At 64.6% G+C, this 21,509-nt stretch carries 11 protein-coding genes; 5 read left to right on the top strand and 6 right to left on the bottom strand.

What is annotated here, in order from left to right:
- Positions 1 to 170 precede the first annotated feature (170 nt).
- From BST27_RS15925 to BST27_RS15915, 3 genes are read right to left on the bottom strand one after another with little or no spacing between them, the layout of a single operon-like run.
- On the bottom strand, positions 171 to 1,616 hold the full coding sequence (locus tag BST27_RS15925) for an amino acid permease (protein WP_069419917.1): 1,446 nt from the start codon (positions 1,614 to 1,616) through the stop codon (positions 171 to 173).
- A gap of 37 nt (positions 1,617 to 1,653) precedes the next feature.
- Positions 1,654 to 2,631: an amidohydrolase family protein gene (locus tag BST27_RS15920; protein WP_069419918.1), complete on the bottom strand. Its 978-nt coding sequence runs from the start codon at positions 2,629 to 2,631 to the stop codon at positions 1,654 to 1,656.
- A 4-nt stretch (positions 2,632 to 2,635) separates the two neighbouring features.
- Positions 2,636 to 4,168, bottom strand: coding sequence for an aldehyde dehydrogenase family protein (locus tag BST27_RS15915; protein WP_083148535.1), 1,533 nt, complete (start codon positions 4,166 to 4,168; stop codon positions 2,636 to 2,638).
- Between the two features lie 83 nt (positions 4,169 to 4,251).
- Between BST27_RS15915 and BST27_RS15910 the strand changes: the two genes are divergently transcribed.
- The gene (locus BST27_RS15910) at positions 4,252 to 5,148 is read left to right on the top strand and encodes a LysR family transcriptional regulator (RefSeq protein ID WP_069419919.1); all 897 of its coding nucleotides are present in this window, start codon (positions 4,252 to 4,254) and stop codon (positions 5,146 to 5,148) included.
- Here the strand turns inward: BST27_RS15910 and BST27_RS15905 are convergent.
- On the bottom strand, positions 5,135 to 5,791 hold the full coding sequence (locus tag BST27_RS15905) for an enoyl-CoA hydratase-related protein (protein WP_069419920.1): 657 nt from the start codon (positions 5,789 to 5,791) through the stop codon (positions 5,135 to 5,137). The two genes, BST27_RS15910 and BST27_RS15905, sit on opposite strands and share 14 nt — an antisense overlap.
- Positions 5,788 to 6,414 carry a TetR/AcrR family transcriptional regulator gene (locus BST27_RS15900; RefSeq protein ID WP_069419921.1) on the bottom strand — a complete coding sequence of 209 codons (627 nt, stop codon included), beginning with the start codon at positions 6,412 to 6,414 and terminating at the stop codon, positions 5,788 to 5,790. Before BST27_RS15900 ends, BST27_RS15905 begins: the two co-directional genes overlap by 4 nt.
- A 377-nt stretch (positions 6,415 to 6,791) precedes the next feature.
- Between BST27_RS15900 and dnaK the strand changes: the two genes are divergently transcribed.
- Genes dnaK through BST27_RS15880 form a run of 4 tightly spaced genes read left to right on the top strand, consistent with a single transcriptional unit; the run spans position 6,792 to position 10,949 of the window.
- Entirely contained in the window at positions 6,792 to 8,669 is a 1,878-nt protein-coding gene (gene dnaK, locus BST27_RS15895; RefSeq protein WP_069419922.1) for a molecular chaperone DnaK, read from the top strand.
- Positions 8,666 to 9,358 (top strand): nucleotide exchange factor GrpE, encoded by a 693-nt coding sequence (grpE, locus tag BST27_RS15890; RefSeq protein WP_069419923.1) that lies wholly within the window; start codon positions 8,666 to 8,668, stop codon positions 9,356 to 9,358. The genes dnaK and grpE overlap by 4 nt, the downstream gene beginning before the upstream one ends.
- 41 nt (positions 9,359 to 9,399) lie before the next feature.
- Positions 9,400 to 10,566, top strand: a complete 1,167-nt coding sequence (gene dnaJ / locus BST27_RS15885; RefSeq protein WP_069419924.1) for a molecular chaperone DnaJ — start codon at positions 9,400 to 9,402, stop codon at positions 10,564 to 10,566.
- Positions 10,566 to 10,949, top strand: coding sequence for a heat shock protein transcriptional repressor HspR (locus BST27_RS15880; RefSeq protein WP_069419925.1), 384 nt, complete (start codon positions 10,566 to 10,568; stop codon positions 10,947 to 10,949). Before dnaJ ends, BST27_RS15880 begins: the two co-directional genes overlap by 1 nt.
- Positions 10,950 to 10,979: 30 nt before the next feature.
- On the opposite strand, the gene BST27_RS15875 is transcribed toward BST27_RS15880, so the two are convergent.
- Complete coding sequence (locus BST27_RS15875) at positions 10,980 to 21,464, bottom strand: PPE family protein (RefSeq protein ID WP_083148533.1); 10,485 nt, start codon at positions 21,462 to 21,464, stop codon at positions 10,980 to 10,982.
- Between the last annotated feature and the right edge of the window lie 45 nt (positions 21,465 to 21,509).

Raw genomic sequence — 21,509 nt, 5'->3', positions numbered from 1 at the left:
GCGTCCCCAGTGTTCGTTGAGACTGCGGTGGTGGCGGGGGTTACTCGCATTTTGTCGCCACAGGCGCAGTGTCAACGTGCGCGCGTCCCCAGTGTTCGTTGAGACTGCGGTGGTGGCGGGGGTTACTCGCATTTTGTCGCCACAGGCGCAGTGTCAACGGCCGGTGAAGGCTACGCCTGAGGCGCATCCTCCGCCGCCGCAGCGGTCGCCGCGGCGGCCTCGCGCACGCGATTACGCACCAGGAACCACCCGCCGATGAGCGCGGGAATGCCCAGCAGCGCGGCCGCGAACATCCACTTGCCGAACACGTCGTCGAAGAACATCAGGATCAAAACGCCCAGCAGGAACGCCAACGTCACGTAACCGCTGTAGGGCGACAGCGGCATTCGGAACTTCGGCCGTTCTACCTGCCCCGTCGTCGACAGGTGGTGGAACCGCAGTTGGCACGCCACGATCGTCACCCAGGCGACGATGACGCCCGTGGCAGCGATGTGCAGCACGATCTCGAATGCCTGGCTCGGCTTGATGGCATTGAGGACGATGCCGAACAGGCCGATCCCTGCGGTGAGCAGGATGCCGCCGAATGGCACGCCGTTCTTCGACATCGGCGCGGTGAATTTGGGACCACTGCCGTTGATCGCCATCGACCGCAGGATCCGGCCCGTGGAATACAGCCCGGCGTTGAGGCTGGACAGCGCGGCGGTGAGCACCACAAGGTTCATCAGGTCATCGCCCCAGCTCAGGCCGAGCCTGTTGAAGAACGTCACGAACGGGCTCTCGTGGGCGCGGTAGGCGGTGTAGGGGAGGAGAAGGGCCAGCAGAATCGTCGACCCGACGTAGAAGACGGCAATGCGGAACACCACCGAGTTGATCGCACGCGGCATGATCCGTTCCGGATCCTCGGTCTCGCCCGCCGCGATGCCGACGAGTTCGATTGCGGCGTAAGCGAAAACCACCCCTGAGGTGACGAGTACCAGCGGCAACAGCCCGACCGGCAACAGCCCGCCGTGCTGGCTCCACAGTGACCACCCGGTGTCATGGCCGTCGACCTTGAAGCGGCCGGCCAAAAAGATCGTCCCGACGACCAGGAACGTGACCAGCGCCAGCACCTTGATCAAGGCGGCCCAGAACTCCAGCTCACCGAAGAGTTTGACCGAGATCAGGTTCATTGCCAGCACGACCAGCAGCGCGATCAGCGCCAGCGTCCACTGCGGGATGGCCTGGAAAAAGTTCCAATAGTGGCAGTAGTGGGCGATGGCGGTGGTGTCCACGATCCCGGTCATCGCCCAGTTCAGGAAGTACATCCAGCCGGCGGCGTAGGCCACCTTCTCGCCAAAAAATTCCCGGGCATAGGAGACGAACGATCCCGACGACGGGCGGTGCAGGACCAGTTCGCCGAGGGCGCGCAGAATGAAGAACACGAATACGCCGCAGATGCCGTAAACAATGAACAATCCCGGCCCGGCCGTTTCGAGCCGTTCGCCGGCGCCGAGGAAAAGACCCGTTCCGATCGCGCCGCCGAGGGCGATCATCTGCAGTTGTCGGTTCTTGAGAGCCTTGTGATACCCCTCGTCTTCGCGGCTGAGCCGCTCGACGTCGGTGTCTGACGGTGCCATCGAGCTCCTATCGCCGCGAAGCGGATTGGCTGTCAGGCTAACTCACGGCGAGGTCCCGCGCCGACGAGAGATTGAGTAGCTGTTGAGCGTTGCCGTGCGCGATGCGTTCTCGATCCCCATGGGAAAGGGGAAGGTTGTCGAGGAACGCGCGGTTCGCCGACATGGAGCCGAAGGGGTAATCGGTCGAGAACGCCACTCGGTCGACGCCGACTTGAGCGACCAGATTGGCGAAGGTCGCCTCGTCGGTGAAGTTGGCGAAGGTGTAGTAGAAGTTATGCCGGAGGTAGGCACTGATCGCACGTTCCAGACCGGTCAGTTCCGGCTTCAGCGTCGCGTCGAATCGCGGCAGCATGAACGACGTCCCTTCGCCCATGTGCCCGATGATGAATTGCAGCGTCGGATGGCGGTCGAACACCCCGCCGAGAATGAGGCGCAGGACGTGCGTGGCCGTGTTGACGTGCCAGCCCCATCCGACCGTGGCCAACGCGAACGTGACGTCCTTGGCGAACCCGGCGTAGCAGGACTCGATAACCGCGGCGGGCGGGATGGTGGGATGAAGGTAGATCGGAACGTTCAGCGCCGCCGCGCGCTCGAGGACGCCGTCGAAGCGCGGGTCGTCCAGGTAGACGCCCTGGCAGTGGCCGTTGACGGCGGCGCCCACAAAGCCGAGTTGATCGACGGCCCGTTGGAGTTCGTCGGCCGCCGCGTCGGGGGCGCTGATCGGTAGGGCGGCAAAGCCGTGCAGCCGGTCCGGGAAACGCCGCACCGCTTCGGCAAGTTCGTCGTTACAGGCTCGGGCCATCAGAATTGCTGCCGGACCGTCCAGCTGCTCGACGCCGGGTGCCGCCAACGACAGCACCGCAACGTCGACACCGGCGTCGTCCATCGCGGCGATGCGCGCGTCACCGAGCTCGGCCAGCTGTTCCGCCAGGCCCGGCCGCTCATGCAACCAGTCGCCCGGTCCGCTGAGGAATTGCGTTGTCGCGTAGTGCTCTTCGAGGGCTATGGTCCGCATGTCGTCAGTCCTCCAGCACTCTGGCGGCCGCGGTCCAGTGCGGAAGTTGGTGCGATCGCTCCGGGCAAGGGGTCGCGACCCGCTGCGCCCGGCTCTGCCGCGCTTGCGATCGCTCCGCGTCGGCCGCCAGCCGAATGGTCTTGCTGTATCCGTATTCGGTCAGGGTCTCGCGGGCATGTTCGCGACCGAACCCGCTGTGCCCGACGCCGCCGAAGCCGGTGCCGACGGCTATGCGGACGTAGTTGTTGACGAAGACGGTCCCGGCCCGGATCTGCCGGCTCACCCGCAGCACCCGGTCGCTGTCCTGGCTGAATACGCCTGCAACGAGCCCGAATTGGGTGTCGTTGGCGATGCGCACCGCCTCGTCCTCGTCGGCGAACGGAATCAGCGCGACGACCGGACCGAAGATCTCCTCGGTGGCCACCCGCATCTTGGGGGTGACGTCGGTCAGCACCGTCGGGGCGACGTAGTAGCCGTCGGCCAGTCGGGGGTCGGTCGGCAGGGGGGCCTGGGCGGCTATTCGAGCGCCCTCGGACACGCCGATGTCGAGGTACTCCAGGACGCGCTTCTGCTGTTCGGCGGTGACCAGCGGCCCGACGTCGGTGGTCGGGTCGGCGCCGTCGCCCACCTTCAACCGGCTCACCGCGGCGGTGAACCTCTCGGCGAACTCATCGAAGATGCTGTGCTGAACCAGGATTCGCGATGCCGCGGTGCACGCCTCGCCCTGGTTGAAGAAGCCGCCGTCGATCGCCGCGAGCAGCGCTTGGTGCAGGTCGGCGTCGTCGAAGACCAACAACGGGTTCTTGCCACCCAGTTCCATGAGTGTCGGGGTGAGGTTGTCGGCGGTGGTCCGCAGCACCGCGGCGGCCGTCTGCGGCGAACCCGTGAAAGACACCTTGCCTACCAAGGGATGCCCGGCGAGCGCGGCACCGACTTCGCCACCGCCGGGTACGACGTGCAGCAGGTCATCGGGCAGTACCGACTGGATGAGTTCGGCCATGCGCAGCACCACCGACGGCGCCTGCTCCGGCGGCTTCAGCACGACGGCGTTGCCCACCGCCAGCGCCGGCGCCGTCTTCCCCGCGGTGTGGATGGGAGGCCAGTTGAACGGCACGATCCCGGCGATCACGCCATAGGGCTCCAGGGTGGTGACGTCGAAGACGTTGCCGTAGTCGCGGGCGTGACTGGGCAGCGCCTCGACCAGGCTGCCGAAGTACTCGAAGATCTCGATCGCGGCCTCCACATCGAACTGGCGTGCCTGGCTGACCGGCTTTCCCATTTCGAGCGACTCGAGCGCCGCGATCTCGTCTGCGTTCGCGCGGATCACGTCGGCAATCCGGCGCAGCACGCGACCGCGCTCACGTGCTGGACGCCGCTTCCAGTCCAGGTGTGCCGCGTGTGCCGCACGCACTGCCTGGTCCACCTGCTGCGGTCCGGCCCCGTGGACGAGGGCGACCGGCCGCCCGGTGGCCGGGTTGTCGACGGTGAACCGGTCGTCCGGGCGCGACGACGACCAGCGGGTACGGGTGACCTCCACTGCGCCGAAGCTACGCCGGAGTTAGGCATCGCAGCCAATGAAACTTTCAGATAGTTGCCAGCACGATCCGTGATAATCGCTGGATGGAGCTCCGCCAGCTCGAATATTTCCTGGCCGTCGCGGACAACCTGAGCTTCACCCGGGCCGCCCGGCAACTGAACGTCGTCCAATCGGGCGTCTCGGCGACCATCAAGGCGCTCGAACGCGAACTGGGCGCGGAACTTTTCGTTCGGCACCCCACGGGCACGGCGCTCACTCCGGCGGGCCAGGAGTTGCGCCCGCACGCCCGCGCGACCCTCGACGCCGCCCGCGCGGCCAAGGATGCCGTCAATGCCACCCGCGGGGCCGTCCGCGGCGCCGTCACCGTCGGAACCCTTACTTCGATCACCGTCATCGACCTGCCTGCGCTGCTGGCCGAATTGCACCGGCGGCACCCCGAGGTGCTGGTCCAGCTGCGCGCGGCCAGCGCGGGATCGGCGGGCCTGGCCCGGCAACTGCGCGACGGCGATCTGGACATCGCATTCCTCGTCTTCACCGGGGCGCCGCCGACCGACCTGCGGGCACGGCTCGTCGCGGCCGTCCCCCTGCTATTGGTGGTCCCGGCCGGGCATCCGCTGGCGAGTCGAGGCGAGGTGCCGCTGTCCGCGCTGGCCGGCTTGCCGTTCGTCGACAGCCCGCCGGGATACGGCACCAGGGCGGTGGTCGACAAGGCGTTCGCGGCCGCCGGTGTAGAGCGGACGGTCACGATCGAGGTCGCCGACCTTGGCACGGCCGCGGGCTACATCCGGAACGGGCTGGGTGTCGGATTCTTGAGCTGGTCCATCCTCGACGGCATCGACGACTCGGGCCTGGTGACGGTCCGCATCGCCGATCAGGACCTGACTTGGCGCCTCTATGTCGCCACGTCGGCGGCCCGACCGCCCAGCGCGGCCGCTAGGGCGCTGCTGGCCCTGATCGAGGACGAGCTCAGATCGCGGTGAGTGCCTTGACCGCTTCGCCGAACATCGTCTGTTTGATGGCACCCAGCGTGCCCTGGTCCTTGGCGCCCAGCGGGCGCAGCAGTTCGACGGCGGCGGCGGTCACGGCACCCTCGGCCGCGGTGGCGTCGACGATTCCGATGCTTGCGGCGTCGACGCCACCGAAGCGGCGGCCCGTCGTCATCGAGGCGACCGCCGTCTGCGGAGCCAGCTTGGCCTGGATCAGTGCGGCCATACCCGGGGTGAACGGAATGTTGATGTCGACCTCGGGGAAGCAGAAGTAGCCCCGGTCGGCGCGCATCACCCGGAAGTCGTGGGCGACCGCCAACATTGCGCCCGCGCCGAACGCGTGCCCGACGACGGCGGCCGCAGTCGGAATCGGCAGGGTGAGCACGCGGGCCAGTAGGCCCTGGACCCGCCCGACGTACCACTGGGTCTGGTCACCGTGTGCGCCCAGCCAGTCCAGGTCCAGGCCGTTGGTGTAGAACTTGCCGGTCGCGGTGGTGACCAGGCCGTGCGGACGGCTGGCGACGATCTCGTCGAGCTTGGTCTCGATTTCATCGAGAAAGCCTGGCGAGAAACGGTTTTCGTCGTCACCGAGGTCAAGAATGGCGATCTTTTCGGCATAGGTCAGGGTGATCGTCACGCTGCTGTCCTTTCTGGTGGCGGACCGATGTCCAGTACTGCTGTCACGGCGGCGCGGAGTTGCTCGCGTGCGGTACTGCTGCCCAGGCGGTTTCGGCGCAGCAGGATCGCGGTGGGCAGGTCGACGATGCACGTGGTGATGGTGTCGACGGCTCCGGCATCCTTGCGTTCCCATACGCGCAGCGCCAACCGGATCATCAGGCCTATCAACCGCGTCTCGAGCGTCTTTATCTCAGAACCGATTTCATCGGGCAGATCCGGTTCGAGCAGCTCCTCTCGACGGACCACCAGAAGCAGCATCGACGAGTTCGGATACTGCTCGGCGAACACCGCGGGCGCGTCGGCGGCGGCGACGACCGCGTCCACTCCGGCCTGTCGGCCCGGCGCCGACAGCGCCTGATCGACTAACGCGGTTTGGGCGTCGAGGAAGCGGCGACCGGCCCGTAGCCACACTCGGCCCAGCAGTCCCGCCCGCGACCCGAACGTGTGGTACACCGCGCCGTTGGAAACGCCGACGGCCGCGCTGATCGCGCGGATGGTCACCGCCGCCGGGCCGGACGTGACGGCCAGCGACTCGGCCGCGTCCAGCACGCGGTCCGTGTCGTACACGCGGGGGCGGGGCATTCATCAGACAGTAACAGAGCGTTCGCTCTGTTACTAGCGCCCGGGTGTGTGCAGGGTGAGTTCCGGAAAGGTGCTTGACCTGCTGGACTTGAGGTGTGGTGTGGAGCTTCCCCAGGGAAGAGAAAACCCGCCCCCATTAAGACAGGCCACCCGGTTGACTGTGGCTGCGTCCCGCGCCGATCGCTCAGGTGCAAACCCGCAAACAACTTGTGCAAACCCGGGAACAAGACGCGAACTACCCGCGTTAGCATGGTCAGCAAGTTGAGCGAACCAGACTCAAGCTTGGGTTGACAGGAGATCCTCGTCAGGAGCAGTCTTGAGCGGGGTTCACTCAGCATAGTGCAAAAGAACAGGCTATTTACTCAGGAGGAATCACTATGGCTCGTGCGGTCGGAATCGACCTCGGGACCACCAACTCCGTCGTCGCGGTTCTCGAAGGTGGCGACCCCGTCGTCGTTGCGAACTCCGAGGGCTCACGGACCACTCCCTCCATCGTCGCGTTTGCGCGCAACGGTGAGGTGCTGGTCGGCCAGCCCGCGAAGAACCAGGCCGTGACCAACGTCGACCGCACGATTCGGTCGGTGAAGCGGCACATGGGGACGGACTGGACCGTGGAAATCGACGGCAAGAACTACACCGCCCCGGAGATCAGCGCTCGCGTTCTGATGAAGCTCAAGCGCGACGCGGAGGCGTACCTCGGTGAGGACATCACCGACGCGGTCATCACGACCCCCGCCTACTTCAACGACGCCCAGCGTCAGGCCACCAAGGACGCCGGTCAGATCGCCGGCCTCAACGTGCTGCGCATCGTCAACGAGCCGACCGCAGCCGCACTGGCCTACGGCCTGGACAAGGGCGAGAAGGAACAGACCATCCTGGTCTTCGACCTGGGCGGCGGCACGTTCGACGTGTCCCTGCTGGAGATCGGTGAGGGCGTGGTCGAGGTTCGTGCCACCAGCGGTGACAACCACCTCGGTGGCGACGACTGGGACCAGCGCGTCGTCGACTGGCTGGTCGACAAGTTCAAGGCCAGCAGTGGCATCGACCTGACCAAGGACAAGATGGCCATGCAGCGGCTGCGCGAAGCGGCCGAGAAGGCCAAGATCGAGCTGAGCTCGAGCCAGAGCACCTCGATCAACCTGCCCTACATCACCGTCGACGCGGACAAGAACCCGCTGTTCCTGGACGAGCAGCTGACCCGTGCGGAGTTCCAGCGGATCACCCAGGACCTGCTGGACCGGACCCGTAAGCCGTTCCAGTCGGTGATTGCCGACGCCGGCATCTCGGTCGCCGACATCGACCACGTGGTGCTGGTGGGTGGTTCGACCCGTATGCCCGCGGTGACCGACCTGGTCAAGGAGCTCACCGGCGGCAAGGAGCCCAACAAGGGGGTCAACCCGGACGAGGTTGTGGCCGTCGGCGCCGCGCTGCAGGCCGGTGTGCTCAAGGGCGAGGTGAAAGATGTTCTGCTGCTTGATGTTACGCCGCTGAGCCTCGGTATCGAAACCAAGGGCGGCGTGATGACCAAGCTGATCGAGCGCAACACCACCATCCCGACCAAGCGGTCGGAGACCTTCACCACGGCCGATGACAACCAGCCGTCCGTGCAGATTCAGGTCTACCAGGGTGAGCGTGAGATCGCGGCGCACAACAAGCTGCTCGGATCCTTCGAGCTGACCGGTATCCCGCCGGCGCCGCGCGGTGTCCCGCAGATCGAGGTCACCTTCGACATCGACGCCAACGGCATCGTGCACGTCACCGCCAAGGACAAGGGCACCGGCAAGGAGAACACGATCCGGATCCAGGAAGGCTCTGGCCTGTCCAAGGAAGAGATCGATCGGATGATCAAGGACGCCGAGGCGCACGCCGAGGAGGACCGCAAGCGGCGCGAAGAGGCTGATGTCCGCAACCAGGCCGAGACGCTGGTCTACCAGACGGAGAAGTTCGTCAAAGAGCAACGTGAGGCTAAAGAGTCTGGGGGCGGCTCTACGGTCCCCGAAGACACGCTGAACAAGGTGGACGCCGCGATCGCCGACGCGAAGACGGCGTTGGCGGGTAGCGACATCACCGCGATCAAGTCGGCGATGGAGAAGCTGGGTCAGGAGTCGCAGGCTCTGGGCCAGGCGATCTACGAGGCGACGCAAGCCGCGGGCGGCGGAGATGCCGGCGGGTTCCAGCCCGGCGGTAGCGCCGGACCGGGTGCTGACGACGTCGTGGACGCGGAGGTGGTTGACGACGACCGGGAGGCCAAGTGACGGGCGGAAACGAAACACCGCATGACGGCCAGCAAGAGCCGGTAACCGTCACCGACAAGCGGCGGATCGACCCCCAGACGGGTGAAGTTCGGCAGACCCCTCCCGGCAATTCGCCGGGAGGGAAGGCCGCCGGGGAGTTCGCGGGCGAAACGCCGGAAGAGGCGGACAAGGCCGCCGAGTTGGTGCGCGATCTGCAACGGGTACAGGCCGATTTCGCCAACTACCGCAAGCGGGCGCTGCGCGACCAGCAGGCGGCGGCGGACCGGGCCAAGGCCACCGTCGTCAGCCAATTGCTGGGCGTGCTCGACGATCTCGACCGCGCCCGCAAGCACGGCGATCTGGAGTCCGGCCCGCTGAAGTCGGTCGCCGACAAGCTGGCCAGCGCTCTGTCCGGTCTCGGGCTGAAGCCGTTCGGCGCCGAAGGCGAGGACTTCGACCCGGCGTTGCACGAGGCCGTGCAGCACGAAGGTGACGGCGGCCCGAACTCAAGGCCGGTGATCGGCACTGTCATGCGGCAGGGTTACCGACTGGGCGAGCAGGTGCTGCGGCACGCGCTCGTCGGCGTCGTCGACACGGTTGACACGCCTTCCGGCGAAGCCGAGAAAGCGCCTGCTGTTGACCCTTTCGAGCAGATCCTCGAAAGCGAGCAGGCCGACTCGGGTGATAAAGACAGCGGCTCGGGCGAATAGGGCTCAAAATCAACGGGAAAGGTGAGAGGGGGTGACGCGACATGGCCCAGCGTGAATGGGTCGAAAAAGACTTCTACAAGGAGCTAGGCGTCTCTCCTGACGCTACTGAGGACCAGATCAAGAAGGCGTACCGCAAGCTGGCTTCGGAGTTTCATCCGGACAAGAATCCCGAGGGCGCAGAGCGGTTCAAGGCGGTGTCCGAGGCCTACAGCGTCTTGTCGGACGAGGCGAAGAAGAAGGAGTACGACGAAACCCGGCGGCTCTTCGCCAACGGCGGGTTCGGTCGGCGGCGCTTTGACACCGGTGGTTTCGGCGGCTTCGGCGGCGGCGACGGCGTTGAGTTCAACCTCAACGACCTGTTCGACGCCGCCAGCCGGGGCGGCGGCACCAACATCGGGGACTTGTTCGGCGGCCTGTTCGGACGCGGCGCAAGTCCCCGGCCTAGCCGGCCGCGGCGCGGAAACGATCTGGAGACCGAGACCGAACTCGATTTCGTCGAGGCCGCCAAGGGTGTGGCGATGCCGTTGCGGCTCACCAGCCCGGCGCCGTGCACCAACTGCCACGGCAGCGGCGCGCGTCCGGGCACCAGCCCAAAGGTGTGTGCCACCTGCAACGGCGCCGGTGTGATCAACCGCAATCAGGGTGCGTTCGGCTTCTCCGAACCGTGCACCGACTGTCGGGGCAGCGGCTCGATCATCGAGCACCCCTGCGACGAGTGCAAAGGCACCGGAGTCACCACGCGAACCCGCACCATCAATGTGCGGATTCCGCCGGGCGTCGAGGACGGACAGCGAATCCGGTTGGCCGGCCAGGGTGAGGCGGGCTTGCGTGGGGCGCCCTCGGGTGACCTGTATGTGACGGTGCATGTACGCCCCGACAAGGTGTTCGGGCGTGACGGCGACGACCTCACCGTGACGGTCCCGGTTAGCTTCCACGAATTAGCTTTGGGCTCAACGCTTTCGGTGCCGACATTGGACGGTACCGTCGGGGTTCGGGTGCCGAAGGGCACCGCCGATGGCCGCATCCTGCGGGTCCGCGGCCGGGGTGTGCCCAAGCGCAGCGGCGGAAGTGGTGACCTGCTCGTAACCGTCAAGGTCGCCGTTCCACCGAACCTGGAAGGCGCCGCCCAAGAGGCGCTGGAAGCCTACGCGGCGGCCGAAAGAGCCAGTGGATTCAACCCAAGGGCGGGATGGGCAGGTAACCGCTGATGGCCAAGCACCAGAAAAGGGAAGAAGCTCGGACCTTCATGATCTCGGTGGCCGCCGAGCTGGCCGGAATGCACGCGCAGACCCTGCGCACCTACGACCGGCTCGGCCTGGTCAGTCCGCAGCGCACTTCCGGTGGCGGGCGGCGTTATTCGCAGCACGACGTGGAACTGCTGCGTGAGGTGCAGCGCCTTTCGCAGGACGAGGGCGTCAACCTCGCGGGCATCAAGCGGATCATCGAGCTGACCAACCAAGTCGAGGCGTTGCAGGCGCGCTTGCAGGAGATGTCAGAGGAGCTGGCGGCCTTGCGTGCCAAGCAACGCCGCGAAGTTGCGGTGGTGCCGAAGAGCACCGCCTTGGTCGTCTGGAAGCCGCGCAACCGCTGAGCGGTGCCACCGCCGTGACGGCCGAACGGCCTAGGGCACCAACACGTTGTCCTGCAGGATGCCGGACAGGTGGTCGCCGTAGTTACCGAAGCCGGAGAGGAAGGCTTGGGTAAGGATGTCCAGCACGGTGCTGTTGTAGAAGCCGGAAATGAAGTTGCCCAGGTTCGCCCAGCCCGATTCCAGGGTGCCGAAGTTCTGGAAGCCCGACAGTCCCGGACCGCCGGCGTTGAACATGCCCGACACCTGGGCGAACGCATTTCCGATACCCGACACGGCGCCGTCGGCGGCGTCGTTGAAGAAGCCGGACGCGCCGCCCGCACCGGAGTTGAAGAAGCCCGACGACGGGGTGTCGGTCGAGTTGAAGAAGCCCGGTTGCCCCTGCCACCCGAAGCTGAGCTCGAACGGCCCCACCGTGCCCGAACCGTGGAAGCTGAGCGGGTTCTGGATGACCATGTTGAGCGGCGTCTCGGGGTTGAGGACGCTCGGATCGATGGTGTAGGGCCCGACCTCGATGGTGTAGATGTGGAACGGCGGAAGGGTGCCGCTGAGTACACATCCGACGAACGGGATGTAGATGATGCAGACCGTGATCTGCAGGCTGAGCGGAATGGAGAACTGGGACAGGGTGAACATGTCCTGGGTGATGGCGTTGATCGTGCCGGTGATCGGAATCTCGATATTGCCCTGAACGTCGTAGTCCCAAGGGATTTCGGGAATGGTGGTCCGGTACTCGAAGCCGCCCAGGCCCTGGTAGTCGCCTCGCCAAAAGGCGCCGTTGCTGTAGTTGCCGCCGATGAAGAAGCCGGTGTTGACGTTGCCGGAGTTTCCGATACCGGTGTTGGAGTTGCCGGTGTTGAACCAACCGGTGTTGTAGTCGCCCTGGTTGAAGTCGCCGGTGTTGTAGTCGCCCGGGTTGAAGCTCCCGGTGTTGAAGTGGCCGGTGTTGTAGAAACCGGTGTTGAAGTTGCCGGTGTTGCCGATACCGGTGTTGACCATGCCGGCGTTGAAGAAGCCGGTGTTGACGGTGCCGGTGTTGCCGATGCCGGTGTTGTACTCGCCGGAGTTGAACAGGCCCCAGTTGCCGTTGCCGGAGTTGCCGATACCGAAGTTGTTGGTGCCGGAGTTGAACAGGCCGACGTTGCCGTCGCCTGAGTTCCAGCCGCCAAATCCGGTGAGCGCGTTGCCGGTAAGGCCGATGCCGATGTTCCCGTCGCCGGTGTTGCCGAAGCCGATGTTGTTGGTGCCGGTGTTGCCCCAACCGATGTTGAAGCTGCCGGTGTTGCCGAAGCCGATGTTCTGGATGGCCGCCGAGAGCCCCGGGCCGGCGTTGCCGAAGCCCCAGTTGCCGCTGCCGATGTTGCCCCAACCGATGTTGAAGCCGCCGATGTTGCCGCCGCCCAGGTTGTAGTCGCCGACATTGCCGTTGCCGATGTTGAAGGCGCCGATGTTGCCGCTGCCCACGTTGTAGACGCCGATGTCGGCGCTGCCGAAGTTCCAGAATCCGAGGTTGGCCAGGCCCACGTTGAAAGTCGTTGAGCTGGCACCGTCTTGGAACCAACCGGCCAGGAAGGAGCCGATGTTGTCGAATCCCGAGATGATGGACGGGTTTCCGGGGGTGCCGGTGCCGGTGTTGAGCCAACCGGAGATGGTGTTGCCGAGGTTGGCGAAGCCGGACTGCAGCGTCCCGTAGTTCTGCAGGCCAGAGTTGCCGACCAGCGCGGTGGCGAAGTTGAAGATGCCCGAGTTGTTGCCGAAGTTCTGCAGGCCCGACGCGCTGCCCTGGCCCCAGTTGAGGAAGCCCGACGACAGTCCGCTGGTCTGGTTGAAGAAGCCCGGCTGGGGCACCAGGTCGATGAGCGGGATGTAGGCGGGTCCGCCGCCGAAGTTGCCGACGATGTTGATGAGGGTTTGCGGGTTGCCGGGTCCGTACGGCGGGGGATTGCCGATGTTGATCGTGATCACCGCCGGGTTGGTGTCCCCGAAGCTCAAGGTGATCGGCGTGTTCTGCGGCGCGTTGACGTCGCCGCCGTGGAGGTTGATGGGGTTGACGTTGGCGATGACGGTGCCGCTGAGGATGCCTAGGTCGAGCGTGCCGAAGGCGCCGAACGAAGGAATCGTGATCGCGGGGATGGACACCGGGGTGATGCTGACGGTGATCGGGATGTGGACCGGAACCTCGACCGTCAGGAAGCCGGTGGTCCGCTGCGCGACCATGGTGTAGTTGGCCCACAGCAGGCCTTGGCGGTCGGCGCGCCAGAGCATGCCGTTGTTCTGGCTGCCGGTGCTGAAGCTGCCGGTGTTGAAGTCGCCGACGTTGGCCCAGCCGGTGTTGTAGTTGCCGGGGTTGTAGGCACCGGTGTTGAAGTCGCCCAGGTTGGCCCAGCCGGTGTTGAAGGCGCCGAAGTTGAAGAGGCCGGTGTTGTAGTCGCCCGGGTTGACCAGACCGGTGTTGAAGTTGCCAGTGTTGAAGAAGCCCGAGTTCCAGGTGCCGGTGTTGCCGATCCCGGTGTTGCCGGTGCCGGTGTTGACGATGCCCCAGTTTCCGGTGCCGGAGTTGCCGAATCCGACGTTGCCGGTGCCGGAGTTGAACAGGCCGATGTTGAAGCTGCCGGAGTTGGTGCCCCCGATGCCGATCTGGTTGTCGCCGGACAGGCCGATACCGAAGCCGCCGTTACCCATGTTGCCGATGCCGACGTTGCCGTTGCCGGAGTTGAAGAACCCGATGTTGCCGGTGCCGGAGTTGAACAAGCCCCAGTTGCCGGTGCCGGAGTTGAAGAAGCCGGTGTTGGCGATCCCGGAGTTCAGCGATTCGAACCCTTGCAGGCCGTCGCCGGTGATTCCGATGCCGATGTTGTTGGAGCCGGTGTTGAAGAAGCCGATGTTGTTGGTGCCGGTGTTGCCGATGCCGATGTTGAAGTCGCCGGCGTTGGAAAGGCCAATGTTGTTGTCGCCGAAGTTGAACAGGCCCATGTTGTCCAGGCCGAAGTTCAATGGGCCGAGTCCGACCTGGCCGGTGCCGGTGAGCCCGATGCCGATGTTGCCGTCGCCGGTGTTGCCGAAGCCGATGTTGCCGCTGCCGGTGTTGCCCCAGCCGAAGTTGCTGTCGCCGATGTTGCCGAAGCCGATGTTGTTGAGCGCGGCGGTCAGGCCCGGGCCCATGTTGCCGAACCCGATGTTGTTGTCGCCGATGTTGCCGAAGCCGATGTTGTTGAAGCCGATGTTGCCGAAGCCGATGTTGTTGCTACCGGAGTTGGCGCTGCCGAGGTTGAAGTCGCCGAAGTTCGCGCTGCCGATGTTCAACGCGCCGACGTTGGCCAGGCCCGCGTTGAAGATCGTCGATCCGTCGACGCCGCGGAACAGACCGGCCAGGTCGGTGCCGATGTTGAACATGCCCGAGAAGTTGGCCGCGGTCGTCAGGTCCGCGGTGCTGGTGTTGTACCAACCCGAGACGGTGTTGCCCAGGTTCGCCCAGCCGGACACCAGCGAACCGAAGTTCTGCATGCCCGAGTTGCCGACGGCCTCCAAGGTGGAGTTCCAGTAACCCGAGTTGGGGCCGAAGTTCCCGAAGCCCGAGGCGCTGCCGTTGCCCGAGTTGAAGAAGCCGGACGACGGGGTGCTGGTCGTGTTCCCGAAGCCCGGGTTCGCCGGAATGTCCAGTAGCAGAACCCGGATCGGGCCGGCGCCGCTGCGGATGGAGATGGGGATCGAAATGCTGTCGCCGCCGATGGAGACATTGATGACGGGCAGGATGCCGCTGACCGGCGGAATGAAGATGGGCCCGATGCCGAAGTTGGTGATGCCGATGGCGTTGATCGTGATGCGTGGCAGCGTGAACCCGTTGAGCAGCAGGCTGCCGAGGTTGAGGTTGATCGGAATGTTGATCGGAATGTTGAGGTCGAAGGCCAGCACCGAGAACTCCGGGATGTTGATCTCGGTGTGGGTGCCCCACAGACCCTGGTAGTCGCCGCGCCAGAGGAAGCCGTTGTTGAAGCTGCCCGCGTTGAAGGCGCCGGTGTTGACGTCGCCGGCGTTCGCCCAGCCGGTGTTGAGGTCGCCAGTGTTGAAGCTGCCGGTGTTGTAGTCGCCGGAGTTGAAGCTACCGGTGTTGGTGCTACCGGTGTTGAAGCTGCCGGTGTTGTAGACGCCCGGGTTGGCGAAGCCGCTGTTGGCGATGCCGGTGTTGTACCCGCCGGTGTTCGCGGTGCCCGCATTGCCCATGCCGGTGTTGAGCTCGCCGGCGTTCCACAGGCCCCAGTTGCCGGTGCCGGCGTTGGCGAGGCCCTGGTTGCCCACGCCCGAGTTGCCGATCCCGACGTTTCCGGTGCCGGAGTTGAAGAAGCCGACGTTGTTGGTGCCCGAGTTGAACAAGCCGATGTTGCCGGAACCCGAGTTCCAGCCGCCGAACCCTTGCTGGTTGTCGCCGGAAAGACCGATGCCGATGTTGTTGTTGCCGGTGTTGCCGAACCCGATGTTGTTGCTGCCGTTGTTGCCGAAGCCCTGGTTGAAGTCGCCCAGGTTGCCCAGGCCGAAGTTGTTGCTGCCCAGGTTCCCGAAGCCGAAATTGGCGTCCCCGCGGTTGCCGGAGAAGATGTTGAGGTTGCCGATGTTGCCGCTGCCGAAGTTGCCGTCACCTACGTTGCCGAAGCCGATGTTGCCGTTGCCGACGTTGCCGAAGCCGATGTTGTTGAACCCGATGTTCGCCACGCCGATGTTGGACAACGGGTTGTTGCCGAGGAACCCGGAGAGGTCCACGCCGATGTTGCCGTAACCGGAGACGTTGGACGGCAGCGCAAAACCGAGCGTGCCGGTGTTGAGGAAGCCCGAGACGGTGTTGCCGAGGTTGGATACGCCGGACAGGAACTCGCCGAAGTTCTTGTAGCCCGAAATTCCGGACGTGCCCGAGCTGAGGTTGAAGAAGCCGGAGGTGTTGCTGCCGGTGTTGCCGAAGCCGGAGACCGTCCCGGGGCCGTTGTTGAAGAAGCCCGACGACGCAAGGATGGTCCTGTTCCAGAACCCTGGGGCCACCGGTACGTCGATGAACGGAAGCTCGATGGGCAGCAGTCCGCCGTTGCCGGTGATGTTGATCAGCGGAGCGCCGCTGTCGTGGGTGGTGCCGATACGAATCCCTATGTTGGGCAAGTTGATTCGCAGCGTGGGGATGGTGATCGAACTCACCGAGACAACCCGGTTGAAGTCAACGCCGATGACATTGATGTCGACACTCAGCGAAGGAATGGTGAACGACGAGACGGTGAGCAGGCCGAGCGAGCCGGTGATCGGGATGTCGAGGAAGATCGGCACCCGCAGGTTCACCGGGATCGGCGTGTCCGGAATGCTCTCGGTGAAGTTGGTGCCCCACAGGCCCTGGTAGTCGCCACGCCAGAACATGCCGTTGCTGTAGTTGCCGCTGTTGTACGAGCCGGTGTTGACGTTGCCCTGGTTGGCGAAACCGGTGTTGTAGTTACCCGTGTTCGACCAGCCGGTGTTGTACCAGCCGACGTTGAAGCTGCCGGTGTTGAAGCTGCCCGCGTTGAAGCTGCCGGAGTTGTAGTTGCCGGTGTTGCCAATGCCGGTGTTGACGTTGCCGGGGTTGAACCAACCGGTGTTGATGTTGCCGGAGTTGAAGAGACCGGTGTTGGTGAAGCCCGCGTTGCCGATGCCCCAGTTGCCGGTGCCGGAGTTGCCGATGCCGACGTTGCCGGTGCCGGAGTTGAAGAAGCCGGCGTTGTTGGTGCCCGAGTTGAACAGACCCACGTTGCCGGTGCCGGAGTTCCAGCCGCCGAAGCCTTGCTGGTTGCTGGCGGTGATGCCGATGCCGATGTTGTTGTTGCCGGTGTTGGCGAACCCGATGTTGTTGCTGCCGGTGTTTCCCCATCCCTGGTTGGCGTCGCCGGCGTTGCCGAGGCCTTGGTTGAGGTCGCCTGCGTTGCCCCATCCGACGTTGAGGTTGCCCAGGTTGCCCAGGCCGTTGTTGTAGTCGCCGAGGTTTCCGGCGCCGACGTTGAAGTTGCCGAGGTTCCCAAACCCGATGTTGTTGTTGCCGGTGTTGCCGAACCCGACGTTGTTGTCGCCGACGTTGCCGAACCCGATGTTGTTGTTGCCGACGTTGCCCAATCCGACGTTGAACACCTGCGGACCGGGTGGGGGCGCCATGTTGATGAAGCCGCCCGAGAGGTTGCTGCCGACGTTGTAAAAGCCCGAAAGGTTGGCCGGCGCCCCGATTCCGGTGTTGTAGTAGCCCGAAACGGAGTTGCCCAGGTTGGCGAAGCCGGACAGCAGCTCGCCGTAGTTGTTGAAGCCGGAAGCGCCGTTCAACGAGACGTTTTGGAAGCCCGAGATGTTGGCGCCGATGTTCGATATGCCCGATACCGTGCCCGGGCCGCCGTTGTAGAAGCCGGACGACGGCAGGGCGCTGGTGTTGAAGAACCCGGTCGTCGGCTTGATGTCCAGGAGTGTCCAGTCGGCGGGTCCGATGCTGGCCGTGGCGGGGACGCGGACCATGGTGGTGTCGCTGCCGATCCTGAAGTTGACCTGGGGACCGGAGATCGTGACCCGCGGGATGGTCAGCGAGTTGACTTCGCCGTTGAACAGCGGGAGACCGATGTTGATGGCCAAGCCGAACGGAACGTTGGAGACGGTGATGCCGTCGTAAACGGTGTTGGTGAAGCCGGCGGTGATCGGGATGTCGATCGGAACTTCCACGGTCACGTGGGCCGGAATCTCGGGAATGTGGATGCGGTAGCCGCCACCCCACAGTCCTTGCTCGGGGCCTCGCCAGAAGAACCCGTTGCCCATGTTGCCGGTGATGAAGGCGCCGGTGTCGATGTCGCCCTGGTTGGCAAAGCCCGTGCTGTAGTCGCCGACGTTGTACCAGCCGGTGTTGTAGTCACCCCGGTTGGCGATGCCGGTGTTGAAGTCTCCCGTGTTGTAGCAGCCGGTGTTGTAGTTGCCTGGGTTGCCGACGCCGGTGTTGAACATGCCGGTGTTGAACATGCCGGTGTTGACCCGGCCGGCGTTGCCGATGCCGGTGTTGAGTTCGCCGGAGTTGCCGATGCCGAAGTTGCCGGTGCCCGAGTTTCCGATGCCGATGTTGTTGGTGCCGGAGTTGAAGAAGCCGATGTTGCCGGTGCCAGAGTTCCAGCCGCCGAAGCCTTGCTGGCTGTTGCCGATCAGGCCGATGCCGACGTTGTTGTTGCCGGTGTTGCCGAAACCGATGTTGTTGTCGCCGGTGTTGCCCAACCCGATGTTGTTGCTGCCGCTGTTGCCGAAGCCGAGGTTGAAGTCGCCCAGGTTGCCGAAGCCGAAGTTGCCGCTGCCGATGTTGCCGCTGCCGAAGTTGAAGCTGCCGATGTTGCCGTCGCCGAAGTTCGAGCTGCCGATGTTGCCGCTGCCGAAGTTGAACCCGCCGAGGTTGCCATCGCCGAAGTTCGAGGCGCCCAGGTTCGCGAAGCCGACGTTGAAGATCTGTCCCATCGGCGTGTTGAACAGGCCGGACATGTTCTGGCCGATGTTGTACAAGCCCGAGATGTTGGCCGGCGTGACGAGATCCAGCACGCTGGTGTTATAGATGCCCGAAATGCTGTTGCCCAGGTTGGCAAAGCCGGATAGCTGCGCCCCGTAGTTCTGGAAGCCGGAGACGCCCAGCGCGCCCATGCTCGCCGGGCCGCTGTTCCACATGCCCGAGATGTTCTGGCCGAAGTTCTGGAAGCCCGATACGCCTCCGGCGCCCGAGTTGAAGAACCCGGACGAGGGGTTGGTGGTCGTATTGCCGAAACCGGGAGCCGCCGGCACGCGCAGGAAGACGATCTCGCGGCTTTCCACCGCGCCGATGATGCTGATCGGCACGGAGACCGTGGGTCCGCCGATGGAGAGCACGACCGTGGGTGTGTTCAAGTACGACGTCGAAAGGGTGATGGGGCCGAGGTAGAACAGCCCACCCAGATAGGTGGTGTAGGGGAAGATCGCTCCCGCTTCCGTCACCGGGATCTGCATGGTGGGGAAGGTCATCACCATGTTCACCGGAATGACCATCGACTGATCGATGTCCATTCCCGGGGTGTGGTAGGTCAGGTCGATGCCGATCCAGCCCTGGTTGTCCAGCGATTCGCCGAAGCCGTTGTTGAAATTGCCGGAGTTCGAGAAGCCGGTGTTGACGTTGCCGGTGTTGAAGAAGCCGGTGTTGGTGTTGCCGGGGTTGAAGTTGCCCGAGTTGGTGTCGCCGACGTTGTAGCTGCCGGAGTTGAAATCGCCGACGTTGAAGCCGCCGGTGTTGAAGCCGCCGGTGTTGTACCAGCCGGTGTTGAAGCTCCCGGTGTTGCCGATCCCGGTGTTGAAGGTGCCTGCGTTGAGGAAGCCGGTGTTGCTGATGCCGGGGTTGTCGAAGCCCCAGTTGTTGATGCCGGCGTTGTAGAAGCCCCAGTTTCCGGTGCCCGAGTTGCCGATGCCGAAGTTGTTGGTGCCCGAGTTGAAGAAACCGACATTGCCGGTGCCCGAGTTGAACAGGCCGCTGTTGCCCAATCCTGAGTTCAGCGCGCCGAACCCGATCTGATTGTCGCCCGTGAGGCCGATTCCGTAGTTGTTGTTCCCGGTATTGGCGAAGCCGACGTTGTTGCTGCCGGCGTTCGCGAATCCTTGGTTGAAACTGCCGGCGTTGGCGAAGCCGAAGTTGTTGCTGCCGAAGTTGCCGCGGCCGATGTTGTAGCTGCCCAGGTTGCCGAAGCCAAAGTTGAACGAGCCGAGGTTCCCGCCGCCGTAGTTGAAGCTGCCCAGGTTGCCCGAGCCGAGGTTGGAATTGCCGATGTTGCCGGAGCCGAGGTTGACCGCACCGAAGTTGCCGAGGCCAACATTGCCGTCGCCAAAGTTGCCGTTACCGAAGTTCGCGTTGCCGACGTTGCCGAACCCGAAGTTGTTCCGGCCGATGTTCCCGAAGCCGTAGTTGGCGGGTGACGCGGGACCCCCGAAGAACCCGGAAATGTTGGCGCCGTTGTTGAAAACGCCGGAGATGAACGCGGGTGTCCCGACGGCCAGGAAACTCGTGTTCCAGATCCCCGAGACGGTGTTGCCGGAGTTGATGAGACCCGACGAGTTCATGCCGCTGGTCGCGAAGCCCGATACGAAGCCCTCGGAAGTGTTGAAGATGCCGGACGCGTTGGTGCCGGACACGAAGAAGCCGGAGACGGCGCCGTCGCCGCTGTTGAAGAAACCCGACGACGGGGTGGTGGTGGAGTTGAAGTAGCCCGGGCCGCCGGTGAAGAAGTAACCCTGGCCGTCACCGCGCCACAGGAACCCGTTGTTGTAGTTGCCGCTGTTCCAGAAGCCGGTGTTGACGTTGCCGGAGTTGGAGACGCCGGTGTTGTAGTTGCCGCTGTTCAGCCAACCCGTGTTGAAGTTGCCCTGGTTGAAACCCCCGGTGTTGGCGGACCCCGGGTTGAAGCTGCCTGTGTTGTAGTTGCCGACGTTGCCCCAACCCGTGTTGGCCACGCCGGCGTTGAAGAAGCCCGTGTTGGCGTCACCGGAGTTGCCGATGCCGGTGTTGTAGCTGTTTCCGGAGTTGCCGATGCCCCAGTTGCCGGTGCCGGAGTTCCCGATGCCGATGTTGTTTGTGCCGGAGTTGAACAAACCGATGTTTCCGGTGCCGGAGTTCCAGCCGCCGAAGCCGTTCATCGCGTTGCCGACGAGTCCGATGCCGGTATTGCCGTCACCGGTGTTACCGAAGCCGATGTTGTTGTTACCGGTGTTGCCGAACCCGATGTTTCCGCTGCCGGTGTTGCCGAAGCCGATGTTGTTGAACCCGGTGGTCAAGGCGGGACCGAAGTTGCCGAACCCGATGTTGTTGTTGCCGCGGTTGCCGCTGCCGATGTTGCCGCTGCCGAAGTTGCCGGAGCCGAAGTTCGAGTCGCCGACGTTGCCCATGCCGATGTTGCCGAAGCCGATGTTGGCGAAACCAAGGTTGCGGAAGGTGTGCAGGAACCGGGGGAGGAAGATGTCGGCCAACCGCTCGAAGGGTTCGAAGAACGGCGCCAATACGGCGACGGCATCCGCTGCCCCGGCGTGATAGGCGAACATGGCGGCCACGTCCTGGGTCCACATCATTTCGTACTGGGCTTCGGCCGCCGCGATCGCTGGGGCGTTCTGACCCAGCACGTTCGACATCACCAACTGCACGAACGTGGAGCGGTTGGCCGCGATGATTTCCGGGTGCACCGTCGCCGCTTGGGCGGCCTCGAACGCCGCCGCCGCGAGCCGAACCTGGGTGGCCGCTTGGTCGGCTTGGGCCGCCGCAGTGTTTAGCCAACCCGCGTACGGTGCTGCCATCCCGGCCATTGCCGCCGCTGCCGGCCCCTGCCACACGTCCTCGACGAGGCCGGAGGTCACTGATGCGAATGAGTTCGCGGCTTGGCCCAGTTCGGCGGCCAGCCCTTGCCAGGCTGCCGCCGCGTCCAACATCGGTCCGAGGCCGGCTCCCAGAAATAATCTCGCCGAATTGATCTCTGGAGGCAGCACCGCAAAGCTCATTATCCGTCCCTCACTGCAACCAAGGCCGTCACCGAAGTGACGCCG

Source organism: Mycobacterium intermedium (genome assembly GCF_002086275.1).
Taxonomy (GTDB): domain Bacteria; phylum Actinomycetota; class Actinomycetes; order Mycobacteriales; family Mycobacteriaceae; genus Mycobacterium; species Mycobacterium intermedium.
The sequence above is the reverse complement of the archived record's forward strand: the minus strand, read 5'-3'. Positions and strand labels throughout refer to the sequence as shown.